The organism is bacterium (genome assembly GCA_035527515.1).
GTDB lineage: Bacteria > B130-G9 > B130-G9 > B130-G9 > B130-G9 > B130-G9.
In genome coordinates this window covers 14,873-30,523 of sequence record DATLAJ010000132.1, presented here as the reverse complement: position 1 = coordinate 30,523, position 15,651 = coordinate 14,873, and the positions used below count along the sequence as shown (strand labels likewise).

14 protein-coding genes are annotated in these 15,651 nt (G+C 56.2%); 7 read left to right on the top strand and 7 right to left on the bottom strand.

The annotated features are described in order from the left end of the window. Positions 1-161 precede the first annotated feature (161 nt). The 3 genes from gatD to VM163_10785 all read right to left on the bottom strand — a co-directional run bounded on the left by gatD (position 162) and on the right by VM163_10785 (position 2,643). Positions 162-1,556 (bottom strand): Glu-tRNA(Gln) amidotransferase subunit GatD, encoded by a 1,395-nt coding sequence (gatD, locus tag VM163_10795; GenBank protein ID HUT04365.1) that lies wholly within the window; start codon positions 1,554-1,556, stop codon positions 162-164. A 145-nt stretch (positions 1,557-1,701) separates the two neighbouring features. Next, positions 1,702-1,974 (bottom strand): tetratricopeptide repeat protein, encoded by a 273-nt coding sequence (locus VM163_10790; protein HUT04364.1) that lies wholly within the window; start codon positions 1,972-1,974, stop codon positions 1,702-1,704. 90 nt (positions 1,975-2,064) lie between these two features. After that, a complete protein-coding gene (locus tag VM163_10785; GenBank protein ID HUT04363.1) occupies positions 2,065-2,643 on the bottom strand; it encodes a tetratricopeptide repeat protein in 579 nt (192 codons plus the stop codon). Here VM163_10785 and VM163_10780 point away from each other — a divergent pair. The 5 genes from VM163_10780 to VM163_10760 all read left to right on the top strand — a co-directional run bounded on the left by VM163_10780 (position 2,615) and on the right by VM163_10760 (position 6,822). Further along, positions 2,615-3,172, top strand: coding sequence for a hypothetical protein (locus VM163_10780; protein HUT04362.1), 558 nt, complete (start codon positions 2,615-2,617; stop codon positions 3,170-3,172). The genes VM163_10785 and VM163_10780 overlap by 29 nt on opposite strands. Next, the gene (locus tag VM163_10775; protein HUT04361.1) at positions 3,169-3,516 is read left to right on the top strand and encodes a hypothetical protein; all 348 of its coding nucleotides are present in this window, start codon (positions 3,169-3,171) and stop codon (positions 3,514-3,516) included. Before VM163_10780 ends, VM163_10775 begins: the two co-directional genes overlap by 4 nt. A 113-nt stretch (positions 3,517-3,629) precedes the next feature. Beyond that, positions 3,630-4,838 carry a hypothetical protein gene (locus tag VM163_10770; GenBank protein ID HUT04360.1) on the top strand — a complete coding sequence of 403 codons (1,209 nt, stop codon included), beginning with the start codon at positions 3,630-3,632 and terminating at the stop codon, positions 4,836-4,838. A gap of 565 nt (positions 4,839-5,403) precedes the next feature. Continuing rightward, a complete protein-coding gene (locus VM163_10765) occupies positions 5,404-6,093 on the top strand; it encodes a glycosyltransferase family 2 protein (GenBank protein ID HUT04359.1) in 690 nt (229 codons plus the stop codon). Positions 6,094-6,144: 51 nt separating this feature from the next. Further along, positions 6,145-6,822 (top strand): PilZ domain-containing protein, encoded by a 678-nt coding sequence (locus VM163_10760; GenBank protein HUT04358.1) that lies wholly within the window; start codon positions 6,145-6,147, stop codon positions 6,820-6,822. Between the two features lie 255 nt (positions 6,823-7,077). On the opposite strand, the gene VM163_10755 is transcribed toward VM163_10760, so the two are convergent. From VM163_10755 to VM163_10740, 4 genes are all read right to left on the bottom strand, one after another. Next, the gene (locus VM163_10755) at positions 7,078-8,736 is read right to left on the bottom strand and encodes a right-handed parallel beta-helix repeat-containing protein (protein ID HUT04357.1); all 1,659 of its coding nucleotides are present in this window, start codon (positions 8,734-8,736) and stop codon (positions 7,078-7,080) included. 520 nt (positions 8,737-9,256) lie between these two features. After that, the gene (locus tag VM163_10750) at positions 9,257-10,195 is read right to left on the bottom strand and encodes an NAD-dependent epimerase/dehydratase family protein (GenBank protein ID HUT04356.1); all 939 of its coding nucleotides are present in this window, start codon (positions 10,193-10,195) and stop codon (positions 9,257-9,259) included. Between the two features lie 124 nt (positions 10,196-10,319). After that, a complete protein-coding gene (locus tag VM163_10745) occupies positions 10,320-10,928 on the bottom strand; it encodes a hypothetical protein (GenBank protein ID HUT04355.1) in 609 nt (202 codons plus the stop codon). A gap of 43 nt (positions 10,929-10,971) precedes the next feature. Continuing rightward, the gene (locus VM163_10740) at positions 10,972-11,403 is read right to left on the bottom strand and encodes a hypothetical protein (GenBank protein ID HUT04354.1); all 432 of its coding nucleotides are present in this window, start codon (positions 11,401-11,403) and stop codon (positions 10,972-10,974) included. 525 nt (positions 11,404-11,928) lie between these two features. Here VM163_10740 and VM163_10735 point away from each other — a divergent pair. Further along, on the top strand, positions 11,929-12,558 hold the full coding sequence (locus VM163_10735; GenBank protein HUT04353.1) for a protein-L-isoaspartate(D-aspartate) O-methyltransferase: 630 nt from the start codon (positions 11,929-11,931) through the stop codon (positions 12,556-12,558). 501 nt (positions 12,559-13,059) lie between these two features. Next, complete coding sequence (locus tag VM163_10730; protein HUT04352.1) at positions 13,060-15,444, top strand: right-handed parallel beta-helix repeat-containing protein; 2,385 nt, start codon at positions 13,060-13,062, stop codon at positions 15,442-15,444. Positions 15,445-15,651 lie beyond the last annotated feature (207 nt).

The window sequence follows — 15,651 nt, the reverse complement described above, 5'->3', positions numbered from 1 at the left end:
TGTCACCCGCGAAGTCTTTGTCGCCGCGCTGCGAGGCGCCAGCGTCAATCAAAGCCTGGCGAAGTTCCGCAACGCCATCCGCAATTGCGGACGGAACCTGCCGGGAAACACAACTCGTTATGAATACCGGGCAGGTTGTCAGGGCCGAATCCGTCAGCGCCTCACTTGACTAGGTGTCTGAGCATCTCTTGCACTTCGGGCAGGCCGCCCTGAAATACCAGGTAGCCGTCATGAGGCTCACGCTCTGTTATCTCATCCATTACGGGCGTCAGCATCATCTTAACGACTTTCTCATGCTCGAGCGTGTGGCCCAAGACCCAGCAGAGCTTCATGTAGGCGACTTCGGGGAGCATGTTCGCGGCTGGAACGATGCCACGCTGCATCAGCTCGCGTCCGGTCTCATAGACGAACATCTGAACGTAGCCCCAAAGCGTCTGCACCGTCATAAAGACGTGGACGCCCTTGTCGCACGCCCGCTTGATGGGCTCGTAAAGCGGTTTATTCACGTGGCCGAGGCCTGTCCCTGCGATTACGATCCCTTTATACCCGTTATCGACCAGCGCCTCGATTATGTCCGGCTTCATGTTCGGGTAATAATAGACAATGGAGACCTTCTCCTCGAAGGCCGTATCAATGATCACATTCCTGTCGCTCCGCCGGCGGTTGACGTCCTCTCTCAGAACAACGTACTCCGTCGGCGAGACGCGTCCCACGGGTGTGTCAGCGATCGTCCTGAAGGTGCTGCGATAGCTGGAGTGCATCTTGCGGACGCGTGTCCCGCGATGCAGCAGGCAGTATTCATCGCTCGTCGGCCCGAACATGCAGACCAGAACCTCCGCTATCTCACCGAACGCCGCAGACCTCGTCGCATTGATGAGGTTGAGCGCCGCATCGCTCGAAGGTCGATCGCTCGAGCGCTGGGAGCCAACCAGGACCACAGGCACCGGCGGTTTCTGGACCATGAAGCTCAGAATGGCGCTCGTGTGGTGCATCGTGTCCGTGCCGTGGCCGATGACGATGCCATCGACGCCCTTTCGTATCTCACGTCCTATCCCGTCTGCGAGAGTGGTCCACTGAAGCGGCGACATATCCTCGCTGAAGATGCCGAAGAGCTTGATCGTCTTCAGATTGCAGATGTCGGCAAGCTCCGGCACAGCCCCGTAAAGCTCGCCCGGCGAAAACGCCGGAATCACAGCACCAGTCCTGTAATCGAGGCGCGATGCGATCGTGCCACCGGTCCCCAGTAGCGTAACGTTCGGCTTGCTGGGGTCCTTCGGGAACTCCTTCTCCGGTATCTTGTAGTGCGCCTCCTTGTAGCCAACCTCCTTGATCTCGGTGATAGTGTTCACGCTTATGCCGATGTTGTATCCAGTGCGGAGCTTCAGGACCATGTGCTGGTCGTCCGCAGTCTCCGACCTCGGCAGGATTAACCCGACGTAATGGCCTTTCGTTGTTGAGACCTCAACGTCGGCCCAGACCCTCGCGCCGAGACCTGTCAAAACATCTTTGGCTCGGCCGCGGTAGCCCTTGAGCTTGTTATCCGAAGCGACTGTCATGCTTCAACCTCGTTTGATCCCATTGAATCCAAAAGCGTCACTATTGGCGAGTATTGTTTCAAGGTTAAGCGCTGTCCGCAAGAGGATGTGTAGCCACAAGAGAATCCGGTGGGGTCCAATACTGAAGCGGCATAGGCCGAGAGCTTTATTGAGGCTTCGGCAGGCTCTCCCGCTCGGTCTTGAACCTGGCTAGAGCTTTCTTTGCTTTCTTGTGCCCAAGGCGGGAGGCTCTCTCATACCATTCCCGCGCTTTGTCCTGGTCCCGCTCAGCTCCGTTGCCGTTCTCATAGGCTTTGCCGAGATAATACATCCCGTCCTTGTCACCCGCCTCGGCTGCTTTGCTAAGCCACTTCGCGGCCTCACTATAATCCTGCTCGACGCATTCCCCCTTGTAATACATGTATCCGAGGAAATATATCGAGTGGGACTGACCCGCCGCAGCAGCCTTGCGCCGCCAATACAGCGACTTCTCGCAGTCCTGCCGGACACGCCGGCCGCGGAAGTAACTTCAGGCCGCCGATGCCATGGCGTATGCATGGCCTACCGCCGCTGCTTTGAGACACCACGCGAAAGACCTATCGAAATCCTTCTGGACACCGAACCATCCTCCGCCGTAAACGTTCGCTAGAACGTTCATGCTCTCCGCATGCCCAGCCTCAGCGGCCTTGACCAACCACATGAGGCCCTTCTTCTTATCCGTTTTGACGCCGAGGCTGCGACAGTAGGCTATCCCCAGCAAGTATGCCGCCTCGATGTCGCCCTGTCCAGCAAGCGAACGAACCTGGTCAATGACCTCCTCTGCCATCTTCCGGGCTGATTTGGCGTCCCGTTTGAAGCCACATTGGCCAGCCCGACTCAAACTCGCGACCCACATCTGCGCCAGAGGATCGCCTGTCTCGGACGCTTTCAGGAAAAAAGACTTGGCCACGGCATGGTCCTCACAGCCAGATGTGCCCGTATAGAGGCCGATGGCCTTCTGAAGGATTGTGCGGGCGTTTTCAAGGCTAGACTCGGGCGCGGCACAGCTGAGCGTCAGCAACGACACAAGGAGCGCTGGGATGAGCCAATCTAACCTTCGCGCTCTCATTTCACCAGTCTTCTCCTGTAAAGCTAGCTTGCAGGGGCAGCGCCTCGACTTCAGATGCTACGATACCGAAGCAGGCGGCCCTAAGCAAGGTCTGATTGGGTTCATGTTGGAACCGAATCGCAGCTGTTGTATCCTCGTTCCGGTGAAGCGAGGCGCGAGGCAGTTTTCTTGCCCCTTCACAGAAAGAAAGGACGACATGTTTTTGGGCTACGATTTCAAGGAACCTGTCGCGTGGGCCCGCGAGCGAATGTCCTCGAAAAAGCGGTATCGGCAAGAGGTCGCCACCACCGTTATCGTCGGCGTCGCGACGCTGGCGGTTCTGGCCGTTGCTCTGTCGATTATGGGCCTCGCCCCTGGGAGGGTGATGCTCACCGTCGGAATCGCTTTCTTGGTGGTCGATTGCATCATCCTGCGCGGAGTCGTCTATGCGATGGCGCTCAGGCGCCTCGTTCTTGATTCCGAAACGAGCGGCGTGGACGCAGGGCGCACAGCAGGCGAAATGGGTGAGGCGGGAGATGATGGTGCGTGATTGAGCCGGGCATCGCTTCCTCGACTAGACCGCTCGTGCAGGTTTATATCGGCTTCTGGGGCGCGGGGACGGTTCTTTTGCTCATTAGCCTCGAGCGAGCATTCAGCCGAAGGCGGCTATTCTTTTGGCTGGGAATCTTGTGCCTTGCAGTCGGCGCGTCGCTTGGCCTGCTCACAGACTGGGCCAACAGGCTTCGTGCGGCGATGTCTATTGCGGCTCTCGTCCTATGTATAGCTTGCATTGCTATAAAGCTGTTGAGGGACAAGGTGCGCTCCAGGAGGCACGTTCGCCTACTGAAGGACGCGATTGAGCACATGGGAGCGGAGAGGACTGATGAGGACTGACCGTCGGCGCTTGGCCATTCAATCGCTTCAAACGCGGCGTTAGCATCTAAATGATCAAGTCATTCAATTCCGGATTGCCGGGGACGGCCTGATCTGGCAGGAGGATTATTACGATGAAGTTCTGGTCAAAGCTCGCAACCTGGAAAAAGGTGCTCCTTGTTCTCGCTCTTTTGCTAGTCCTCCTGACCACCGTTCTGGTTAGCCTGGCTGCGAGGTGGTGGCTCCATTTCGGCTTTGGTCAGGGCAAGCAGATATGTATTCCCCAGGGAACGCAGACGATTCTCTTCACTACGTTGGCCTCGATCCGCGCAATTCGAACGGGAGCAGACGGGGGGCTTGAGGAGGTCTCGGTGAGGATGGCCGGGAGAAAGAGGCTGGTCTCTCCCCTTCTTCCGAGTTCCTGCAGTCCGGGTACCGACAATTCGATTCCCCTTCTAGAATGGGAGAAGAGGCCAGCGCTTTCCAAGCGTCTCACAGAATTCCCTTGCCCGGACTGGTCATACCTCTGGCAGCTTCATCTCAACTCGCTTGAGACTCACCTTGTCATGAGGACCGAGGGGGTCATTGACGCTCTCCACGCGTTCAACTGTCTGGATGGTCGCTTCATGGCATACAATTGGGATTTCGCGGGCGGGGGCTGGGGGGTAAAGGTCCCGACGATCTTCTCCTTGACAGAAGCTACCTTCAGCACGATACAAGACCCAACAAAGCTCGATCGGGGACTCATTCTTCTTGGCGAGCAGGATTACGTTGGCATTGGCTACGATGCTCAATCCGGGCGCTCCGACGAGATGTATTCTGAAAGGCCAGGTTACCTTTCACGCCGCGGCGAGAAGGTCGCCGACAACGTATATGACATCTTGGGCGTTACTCCTGACCTCGAGCGAGTCTTCTTCGTCAAGCACGAGTCTCAGGCAAGTGGCGCAACGGTTTCTGCGCTATGGACATACCTCCCTAATGAGGGAACTACGCAGAGACTCATGGAATGGAAGGGCGACCGCCTTCGCGTCACAGGCAACTCCAAGAGATTCGGCTTTCTTGAAACCGAGAAGGCAGACCAGCGAGATCAATGCGTTATTGTCGGGGCTCACATACTCGACGTGAATGGACAGGCAATCCAACATTTCCGCCTCGAAAAACCAATAAGACCAACCGGCCGGTTCTGGTCGTATGATTGGAGTCCGGACTGGGGAGTCATCGCGTATTTCGACGAATCAGATGTGGTCATTCAGTCGCTGGAGGGTGTAATCCTCGGCAGATTCAGGATATTCCGGTTGTCTGATGTTATGGACTATTACAGGTCCAAGAGAAAGGAGAACTGACGTTGCTCTTGAGTTCCGGAAAGAAACGAGGGCAATGACCGGTGCAGGCGCCGGACGGCGCGTTCTATCCAAAACGGACGAGACCTGAGCTCCGCGCCAAGCGTTAGCCGGTCTACTCCACGATGTCTAGGACGGCGCCGAGCATTTCGGTGCTCTCCTTGGATGCTCTTGACCTTTGCCTGGGCCCCTCGTTGGGACAGCATCTGATCCACCATTTCGCTGGCGATGTCAACGTTCGACATCTCCAACCCGAAGGTCGAATCCCGGGCACCGCGACAACAAGGTCCCAAAGCAGTCAAATAAGAGCTTGGTTTGGCGTAACCACCCGAAAGCAACCACTAGAATCCAATGCGCCAGCGCCTATTGAATTACCTCTGAAGCCAGAACGCCAATACAATCGTGCCCACCGATTCAACCGTGTTGAAACACGGCCAAGATAACGTAAGTCATAGCTCCTTCAATCCAGGGTCAGACCCCACATTCGGCTTTCAATTGACTTTGCTGTGCTATGACGCTTATGTTTAGCCTTCCTTTGCGACCTTCGACAAAGTAATTTTGCGATCTGATGTACAAAGACAGAACCATATCCGTAGTTATTCCGTGCCTCAATGAGCAGGAGGGAATCGGGGGCGTTCTCGAGGCCGTTCCCGATTTCGTGGACGAGGTGGTTGTTGTTGACAACGGCTCGGAGGACGAGTCGGTTGCGATAGCGAGGTCCTTCGGGGCAAGAGTGATGGTCGAGCCAAATCGGGGCTACGGTCGAGCGTATCGCACAGGCCTAAGGAGCGCAACGTGCGAGATAATCGCAACAACGGACGCGGACGGGACCTATCCGATACATCTCTTGGCGAAGCTCCTGGACGAATTCGAGGCCCGTGGCTTGGATTTTGCGAGCGCATCTCGCTTCCCGCTCCAGCGCAGGGATGCCATGAGTCTCAGGAACGCAATAGGCAACAGAATCTTCACAGTCTGTGCCCGGCTCTTGTTTTCTGCCAAGTTCAATGACATCCTTTCAGGGATGTGGGTCTTCAAGCGCGAATTGCTTTCTCGCATGCAGCTTCGAAGCGATGGCTGGTCGTTCTCCCAGGACATCAAGCTGGAGGCATTGGCCATCAGCGGCGAGAGATGCGGCGAGATAGCGATACCCTACGAGGTCAGGATGGGACAGGTCAAACTGCCGGCCTGGAGTGCGGGCGTCTCCGCCCTTGTCCAGCTTTTCCTGAGACGCCTTCGTCCGCCGGGGCGCCGAGGCTGACCAGAGGCAGGTAACAGTAGTGTTCCATTTGACAGAATGAGCCAGCATGCCATGAGAAGGTTGTTCGCCAAGCCCGAAAACGTAGCGCGACTTCTTCGCCATGCCACGGAGAAGGGCCTACCGCTCAACATCCAGATCGAGGCGTTCACGCTCAGGTTTCACTCCCGGTTTGCCTCAAAGACCAACCTTGAGACTCACCATCTTGTCCTCGAATCCTTGTCTCCCGAATACGGCAACGAGCTCTTGAGCTCCAACCGGTTCCTTTCGGTCCAGTTCAGCACCGGCAATTTCGCGGTCAGATTCTCGGCGCCGTTTGAGAAAGGCTGGAAGGAAGAGGGCAGTTGGCTCTGGCAAATAGTGTTCCCCTCAAGTGCGGAGCTTATGCGGCAGAGGAGGCATATCCGCGTCGAGCCGCCTGCTGGCAAGCCCGTCGGGGTGTATGGGGTTGTGGAAGACGAGGCCTTTCTGGGGGCCGTGGTCGATATCTCCGTTGGCGGAGCGCTGTTCACATCGAAGGTCCTCGCACCAACTCTCGAGGCTGGCAAGACGATAGCACACATGCAGCTGCGGTTGCCTAGCAGGACTATTCAGGTGGATGCGAGAGTCGTCAGGACCACAGCTCTCAACTGTGCAGTCGCCTTCACTGCTATCTCCGACGACGATCGTGCTGCTCTGCGGGAATACGTCGAAAGCAGAACGGCGGAGATACAGCGTGGATTCATGCCTTAGTATGTGCCACCGCTGTAACTCGCTAGCGAGGCTCTTGCGGCTTGCGCTGCTGCTCGGGGGAGTGGTTCAATGTAGGTTGAGGGACTTGGCCAGCAGAATCATCTCGCGCCTCACCGGCGGAGTGCCAACGGCACTCGTATAGATTCTTCGAACCTGGACGCAGCTGGTCGGCACGGTGGCTGCGCCAGCTCGCCTCCAACCCACTATGCCTCAAGCGGCGGAGAGCCTCCGCTCCCCTTCACAGATTGCAGAACTTTACATACACAACTCGTGAAGACCTCTTGGGCCGACCGGTCGAAGGCTCAGCCTCGCGGTCGCTGGCCCGTGTGCAGTCCATTTGCCGCTGGTGTCGATGTCAACCAGCCAATAGTTGTAACTGACGCCCGGCTCAACATCGCGGTCGATGAAGCTGTATGAGGCACCCGAGGCTGGTGCGCCCTCAGCGGCGATCAGGTCGCTAATCTGTTCGTAGTCAAATGTCCCCGCGACCGCCCGATAGACGACGAACCCGGCGTTGTCGATCTCGGCTCCGGTCTCCCAGTCGAGCACGACACTAGAGCCAGCCGGCCTGGCAGTGAAAGACACCAGATCGATGTAGGTGTCCCCGCTCCCCGAGTATCCCTTTGCTGGATAGTGGTAGCCCATGTCTATCGGCCCGGTGTAAGGGTCGCCGTCATCATTGCCATCCTCGCCATCCTCGCGACCGTCGGTGCATGTGGTGGTGCCCTCGAGGCCGTAGTCGGAGACGCTTCCGCTTCCGGCGTCCACGCAGGGGCTGTTGGCCGCCTGAGCGCCTGTGTGCGCCAAGTAGTACGGCGCATCGGATATCGGCACGAACAACGGATCCTTGCCGATGTTCCCGGTCCCTGTCCAGCCACCCTCAACATCGGAGTAGGTGACGGTGAGGTTGGTCGTGTCTCCGGCAATCTCGTCAGGGCTATCGCCCCAAAGGATGCAGTTCAAAAGCTCCGGCTCGCATTCGTAATCATTGCAGTACATCCCCCCGCCAGAAGACGCCACGTTGTCGGCAATCGTGCAGTTGGTCAGCGTCGGCGAACTGTAGTAGTAGCAGTGCATCCCGCCGCCACTGTATGTCGCGGAGTTACCCGTAATCTCGTTGTTGATCAGCGTCGGCGAACTGTAGTAGTAGCAGCGCATCCCGCCGCCACTGTATGTCGCGGAGTTACCCGCAATCTCGTTGTTGGTGATCATTGCCGAACTGTAGTAGTAGCAGAATATCCCGCCGCCGTTGTCCGCGGAGTTTGCCGTAATCTCGTTGTTGGTGATCGTCGCCGAATTGTCGTAGCAGTATATCCCGCCGCCATAGTTCGCGGAGTTACCCGTAATCTCGTTGTTGGTGATCGTCGGCGAACTGTCGTAGCAGTATATCCCGCCGCCGCCGTAGCCCGCGGAGTTTGCCGTAATCTCGTTGTTGGTGATCGTCGCCGAACTGTAGTAGCAGTATATCCCGCCGCCATAGTAGCCCGCGCTCCCATTCTGAATCGTGAAGCCATCAATCCTCACGCCGAACTTGGAGTCAATCATAACAACTGTGCCAGCAGCGCAGCCGTCAATGATACTCTCATAAGCCTCAGGGTCGCGTGTATCGGTGCCAGGGTCCCAACCACCTTCTAGCGTAATGTAGCTGTCGAGCACGATGTTCTCTTCGTAGGTCAATCCGGATGTTGAACCCGCGACCTTGACTAAGTCTGGACCCCCCGAGGAACCAGTATTGCAGGCGTCGATTCCCTCCTTAATGGTCTCGAAGGCGTTGGCCCAGCTGGAGCCGCCGCCCGAGCTTCCTACATTTCCATCAACATAATAGACGTTTGCCCCCATGGCGCCAGCTACCATGATCGTGAGCATCATGATGATGGTGGCGAGCGCCAATCTCATCTCTCGATAACAGTACATCTCTCTCCTTCTCCAAGAGAAATTGTTGCTTCGTCTTTACAGAACGACAAACACAAGAAAAATTCATCCCATCTCCAAGCACACCAGCCGATAGGCATCACCTCCCACATGTTTCCACACCTGTTGCATAATACGGGCGTCAAGCGCCCCAGAGTCACAACCACACACCTGATTCTTTCTCCATAGAACGTGCTCAAAAGTCATACAAAGGGAGGGAGATTGCAGGTAAATTACCCACTCAGAAAGGAAGATAGGAGATAGGCGAAACCCAGCATCCTAGCCTCGTTTCCGATTCCCTACTCGCACTTTCATTTCACGGTCTACCTTGTATAACTTATGCCTCAATCTGTGCGCTGTCAAGTGTTTTTGAAAGAAGGGACAAACTGGGAGGGGAAATTGCGGACTACGTATTAAGCAACTCAGAACTTGAGACCCGCCAACCGTCAACTGCCAACTGCCAACCGCCAACTGCCAATTGCCAACTGCCAACCGCCAACCGTCAACTGCCAACTGCCAACCGTCAACTGCCAACTGCCAACTGACTGCGCTGATACTCGACGAGGCGCTTGAGGCCTTGCTCGAAGGAGACTTTCGGCGTCCAGCCCATGACTTTTCTGGCCTTGTCGGCCGAGATGTATATTTTATAGACCTCGCCCTTTCTAGCGGGGGCGTAGATTGGCTTGCCGTCAAAGCCGGTCGCCTGCTTGATTATCCTGAATGTCTCGTTGACCGATGAGCCTCTTCCGGAGCCGATGTTGATGATCTGGTTGTCCGAGGCCGGATTGGTCATCGCAAGGACGTTCGCCTCGACTATGTCATCCACATAGACATAGTCGCGGAGCTGCTCTCCATCGCCAAAGATGGTTACTGTCTCGCCCCTCAGCATCTTGGCCGAGAAAATCGCCGTAACGCCCGCCTCGCCATAGGGATACTGCCTGGGGCCATAGACGTTCGGATAGCGAAGAACCGTGTATTTCAGCCCATCTGTCAGGTTGTAGAGAAAAAGGTAGTGCTCGACCGTGTGTTTCGATATGCCATACTGCGAGATGGGGTTGATTGGGTGCGCCTCATCCGTCGGGAGATACTGCGGTTCGCCATAGACGGCCCCGCCGGTCGAGATATAGACGAGTTTCTTGACGCCGTATTTGAGGCAGTTGAGGATGATGTTGATCGAGCCGCCAATGTTCACGTCCGCGTCAAATTGCGGCTCCGAGACGGACTTTATGACGGCCATCTGTGCGGCGTGGTGATCGACTATGTCCGGTCGCTCCTTCTCGAACACCTCCGAGATCGCGTGGTCACGGATGTCCATCTCGTAGAAGGTGGCCTTCGGATTGATGTTCTCCGCAAAGCCCGTCGAGAGATCATCAACGATAGCGACCGAGTGCCCTTCTGCAATCAACCTGTCCACAAGGTGCGACGCGATGAACCCCGCCCCACCGGTAACCAGTATTTTCATGTCGGCTCCTTTGATTGTGATCGTGGTTCAACGAGCGTTTGGCTCTATTGCGTGCCCTATTGTGGTAAGAATGCCCTTGTTTGCGATCATGTCAACAGAAAGACACTCCACCAGGGGGGAAACGCTATTCGTCGTCTTTCAGCTGAGCGCCAAGATCGAACGGGCCCGGTGTTACTTTCTTGTGGCTGCGGACCTTGGGCTTGAAGAGGGAACGTCGGGCGTCTGAGTCGCCATCAGCGATAGCTTCTAGGGGGATGGCGTTGATCGCGTCGCAGATTCTCGATGCCAGAATGCACGTGATAACCAACAGGGGAAGTCCGATGGGGAATTGAGTGCAAGAGAGGACAGAGCAGGCGACAAACATGTGTGGCTCCAGCTTCTGGGCGTTGAGTTCGTGTCGATCCACGAAGTTGTTGTAATCTTTCGGGAAACAGGCCACTGCTCGGAATACCCAATATAGGCAGAAAAAGGGGATGAATAGGAATCCGACAGCCGTGCCGGGCGTTACTCTGGCGTGACCATCCTGTATCGCCTGCCACATCACATATACGAGGCACAGCCAGACGATGGCGCCGTAGGCCAAGGGCACCAGCGCCACGAATAGCCATTCGATCGCTATTCTTGGCTTGCGTTCAAGGAGAGAAAACGCGGCGAGGAGAAGGAGGAGAATGCCCAGTGCGTACCCTCCTGCGATTGACCAAATGAAGACCCGCTTTGAGACTCTCTGCGTCATGCGGCAACCTTCCGGCTTGCGTTCAAGGCCCAATTCCCCAAGCCTACGCGGCGACCTGCCTGATTGCATTGGCCGCGTCGCAGCCTCTGGAAATGATGATCGGTATGATGACAAGGTTGGCCAGGCTCGCTAATCTGCTCACGAGCAATATTGAGCCAGTCACGGTATTGAGTGTTCCGCCTCCGGGTGCGAAATCGATCAAGAGCCCCAACAGTCTCAGGATCTTCGGCAGATACGAGAGGGAGAATGTGATCGATGCGGTCAGGAACAAGCCTTCGGGAAGCGCAGGCGTTCTGACATGGTAGCGGCGTATGTATGCGTTGTAATCCCTGGCCAATCCCCACAACGCCTGGAATGCCCAATAGACGTTGAATACCGGGATCAGAAGCAACGCAAACGCAAGACCCGGTGATGTGCGGGCGTGGCCGTCCTGTATCGAGCGCCACATATCAATGATGAAGACAATGACTGCCAATACGGAACAAAACCCAAAGAAGGTGCCTAGGGGCGCCCCCACCCATTGAAGAACATTCCACGCTTCTGTGCCCCGGAAGACGGACCACGCGGCCCGATATAGCAATGGAGCAATGAAGCTCAGCACAAGACCGCCCAGGAAACACGAGATAAGAAAAGCCTTGGACATTTTTCTTATGTTTTCCTAGATACTCCCGACCGTTACTGGTCTGTGTCCTCCCCCACCTGTGGATAGCCTCATCCGCTAACATCTAGATGTGAGTTGAAAGATGGACTAATCTCTAGGATATTATTTCGAGAGCAGCCCGACGTCAAGTTCCTGAATCTGAAGATGGGATTGAGTCGGCTACGGAATTGGCGGCGAAGCTGTATAATGGGGCGAAAGTAATATCCCATTAAGAAGGGCGGATGTATTGTGAAGAATGCACTACTTGCCATAACGTTGGGGTTCATGCTCATGAGCGGTCTGTTTTCGGGATGTGCGGGGGGTAAGCAGAACAAGGACGGCGCAGATTACCGCGAGAAGATGGTCAAGACCCAGCTCGTCCCACGAGGCATCACAGACGCCAACGTCCTGCGGGCGATGCGCACGGTGAAGCGCCATCTATTTGTGCCCGAGGCGCAGCGTAGCGCAGCTTATAGCGACTATCCTTTGCCGATCGGCGAGGGCCAGACCATCTCGCAGCCCTACATCGTGGCGTTGATGACGCAGCTTCTGGCGGCGAACAAGGATTCGAGGGTGCTGGAGATCGGGACAGGCTCGGGCTATCAGGCGGCGGTGCTTGCCGAGATTGCGAAAGAGGTCTGGACGATCGAGATAATCGAGGCGCTTGGCAAGTCCGCGGAGGCGAGGTTGAAAGAGCTGGGCTACGAGAACGTTCACGTGCGCATCGGGGATGGATATGCTGGCTGGCCGGAGCACGCCCCATTTGATGGCATCATCGTAACGTGCGCCTGTCGTGAGGCGCCACAGCCGCTCGTGGAGCAGCTTGGCGAGGGCGGTCGGATGGTGATTCCGGTCGGCGGGAGCCTCTCGTATCAGACGTTGACACTGTTTGAGAAGAAGAACGGGATACTCCACAAAAAGGACATCACCGGCTGCGTCTTTGTGCCACTTCTGGGCCCTCACGGGTGGGTTACTGGGCGGGAGAAGTAGCCGAGACTCTCCCCCAGAATCCGGTCTAGTGCTTGATGCGGATTCGATCTTTTGGTTGGTTATGTCGCCATCGAGGGTTGTATATCAGCTCGAATGTCCCGGGATTCGCTATTGGTTATCACGCAACAGCTTACTGTCGTTAGGGCGTGCTAGCCTGAACTTGCCTCGCCCGGCCATGCTGTCTGCATTGTCGAGTTCCAGGGCACTGATTCAGAGCTAACTCAAGCTTATCGGACTCGGACGTGGGTTTAATTAGCTGAATCTTGCGCGAACGCTCCGGACTTGGGGGGAGAATGGCGGCGGAGAGTCGCTTGAGACTTGCCAAAAACTGCCTATGAGAGCGGAACTTGACACCTGCACAAAAATTGGTAATACTTTGTGCGGAAGCGGGAGCGAGCGCATCTGTTTGGAGGTACCCCGACGAGACGCAATGGTTCCCACCTCTAATGTATCGGAATGCGATACGAAAAACTTTATCAAACTCAAGAAGAGGAAGGCAGCATGTATCGAGCAGACAGGCAGTTTCTTCTGACGACGATCTTTGTGGTTTGCACTTTGATCGTTACATTTGCGACGATGTTGGTCAGCGCCGACGATTTTTACGTATCGACCGGTGGGAGCGACAGCAACACCGGAACGAGCGCAGTCGACGCATGGCGAACGATCTCGTATGCGATCGACACAGTTCCGACCGATGGGACATGGGCCAACCCGCACATCATCCACGTTGCGCCGGGCACCTACACGTACACGACAGGCGGCTCGGACGACGAGGATTTCCCAATTAGCTGGTCAGAACGCCAGCTCCAACACGTCTGGCTTATTGGAGACGATCGCGACTCAACAATTGTGTCTTACGGCAACTGGGCAAGTTCTGGTGAGGAAGAGCTCGGGCTTTTCGAGGTTATCGGCTTCGCGCAATACCTCAATGACGTAACCATCTCGACGCTGACGATCCGTGATGGTCGGAGCGACGACGATGGGGCCGGCATTTACACCGCGGCCGCGGACGTTACGGTGGACAACTGCGTGGTGGAGGCGTGTCGAACTGTAACGCGAGGTGGAGGGATCAAAGTAGGAAGCCCGAATTACCCGGGGGGCGACGTTGACATAACCAGCTGCATTATCGGTAATGAGAACCAGGAGAACCAGGCGAACTACGGGGGCGGTATTGCCGCTGACAATGATACCACCGTGAACATCGTTGACTGTCTCATTCAGCATAACGAGACATTCTTCGGGGACGGTCAGGGATGTCACGGCGGCGGGATATTCATGGAGGACGCCGGCGGGCTGATCAAGGACTGCTACATCCTCGGGAACATCGCAAGTCCTGACGATTCCGGTTACGGCGGCGGGATATACCTCAAGAACTCAAGTCCGCACATTGAACACAACCAGATACGCGCAACCCTCGCTAATTATCACTATGGCCCTGGCAACCACGCCTACGCAGGCGGCGGGATATACATGACTGGCAACTCCGATCCACTTATCGACGGCTGGAACGAGATAGCTGAGAACTGGGCGGACACGAGCGGCGGCGGGATGTACATCAATGGAGTCGGGTGCGAGCCCGTTATCGAAGGCAACGAGCTCTTCTGGAACCAGGCCGCGGGGCTGAACGGTGGAGCGATCTTCGGCTACAAAAGCAAGGCCAGCGTCGAGAACAACTGGATAGGATGGAATTACGCAGATCAGGCGGGCGGAGGTATTTACTGCGAGGAGGACTATGCCGCGGGCTCCGGTCATGCTGTTTTCGCCATCAACTGGATCCATCACAATGATGCAGGCGACGAGGGCGGCGGCGCTTACTTCAAGAATGGATACAAGAGTGGAGACACAGGGAGCACTTTCGACAATAACAATCTCTGGGCCAACACGGCCAATCGCGGCGGCGGTTTGTGTCTGACCAATTCCTCCAACTTCACTGTGCAGGACAACGGCATCTGGGACAATGACGCCACCGACAGAGGCGACGGGATTCTGGTGAACGGCGGGAGTGTTACGCTATTCAACAACCTGATCTTCTCAAGCAATGGCAATGATGATCAGGGCGTTGGCATCGAGGTCGTAGGCAATGCAGACCTTACCATTAGGAACTTGACGATCGCCGACCATCCGGACTGTGGCATCAAGGGCGTCCTGGGCAACGTCTGGATTTGGGACACAATCATCTGGGGCAACGGAACTAGTGTAACCCCAGGAGGCGCGACGTTCGAGCTTTTCTACTGCGACATCCAGGGCGGCTGGTCGGGGACTGGGTCCGATAATATGAACGAGGAACCGTTGTTCGTGCCATTGGCCGGAGCGAGGGGATACCCGGAGGGCTATTTCCTCAGCCAGACTGCGGCTGGCCAGAGCCCCCCCGATAGCCCTTGTGTTGACGCAGGTTCAACAACTGCGGCAGCGTATTTCACAAACGAGTATTGCACGCGAACCGACGCCGAGAACGACACCGGCGACATGGACATGGGCTATCACTATCTCCACGAGGGCGCAACCTATATCGAGCTCGTGTCGTTCAATGCCAAAGGGCTTAACAAGAGAGTTCTTTTGAGCTGGACAACGGCGACTGAGATAGACAACGCTGGCTTCGACATCTACCGGAAGGAAGAAGGCGGCGCCAGTCTAGTGAAGGTGAATAGCTCGCTCATTTCGGGGCGGGGGACGGCCGGTGGCGGCGCCTCGTATTCCTTTGTCGATACAGGCGTTGTAAGCGGGACAACGTATCTCTATTACCTATGTGACATCGACACGAAGGGCAACGTAACATCTCACGAGCCTGTGAGTGCCACACCATACTCACTTGACCTCCCGTCGCTACAGGGCGACGGGGAGCCCCACAGCGACCTCGCACCGATCAAGATAGGAACCGCAAGATAGATTCTTTGTGAACTTGTGAACTGAAGGTAATTCAAGAGCATTTCTTAACACGAGAAGGGAGAAAAACGACGATGACAGAGAAAACAACCTATGAGGCGCCGAAGGTTATAACGCTTGGGAGCAGGGAGCTGATGTCCCAGCTTGGACCATCACTTTCGTGCACAGGCTTCGGCGGCGCAGTCGATTGTTAGCCAGGTTGGAGTCGCA

Coding starts and splice junctions, on each gene's coding strand:
- VM163_10735 (HUT04353.1), top strand. CDS start 11,929: ATGGTCAAGACCCAGCTCGTCCCACGAGGCATCACAGACGCCAACGTC.
- VM163_10760 (HUT04358.1), top strand. CDS start 6,145: ATGAGAAGGTTGTTCGCCAAGCCCGAAAACGTAGCGCGACTTCTTCGC.
- VM163_10765 (HUT04359.1), top strand. CDS start 5,404: ATGTACAAAGACAGAACCATATCCGTAGTTATTCCGTGCCTCAATGAG.
- gatD (HUT04365.1), bottom strand. CDS start 1,556: ATGACAGTCGCTTCGGATAACAAGCTCAAGGGCTACCGCGGCCGAGCC.
- VM163_10785 (HUT04363.1), bottom strand. CDS start 2,643: ATGAGAGCGCGAAGGTTAGATTGGCTCATCCCAGCGCTCCTTGTGTCG.
- VM163_10730 (HUT04352.1), top strand. CDS start 13,060: ATGTATCGAGCAGACAGGCAGTTTCTTCTGACGACGATCTTTGTGGTT.
- VM163_10755 (HUT04357.1), bottom strand. CDS start 8,736: ATGTACTGTTATCGAGAGATGAGATTGGCGCTCGCCACCATCATCATG.
- VM163_10745 (HUT04355.1), bottom strand. CDS start 10,928: ATGACGCAGAGAGTCTCAAAGCGGGTCTTCATTTGGTCAATCGCAGGA.
- VM163_10750 (HUT04356.1), bottom strand. CDS start 10,195: ATGAAAATACTGGTTACCGGTGGGGCGGGGTTCATCGCGTCGCACCTT.
- VM163_10780 (HUT04362.1), top strand. CDS start 2,615: ATGAGCCAATCTAACCTTCGCGCTCTCATTTCACCAGTCTTCTCCTGT.
- VM163_10770 (HUT04360.1), top strand. CDS start 3,630: ATGAAGTTCTGGTCAAAGCTCGCAACCTGGAAAAAGGTGCTCCTTGTT.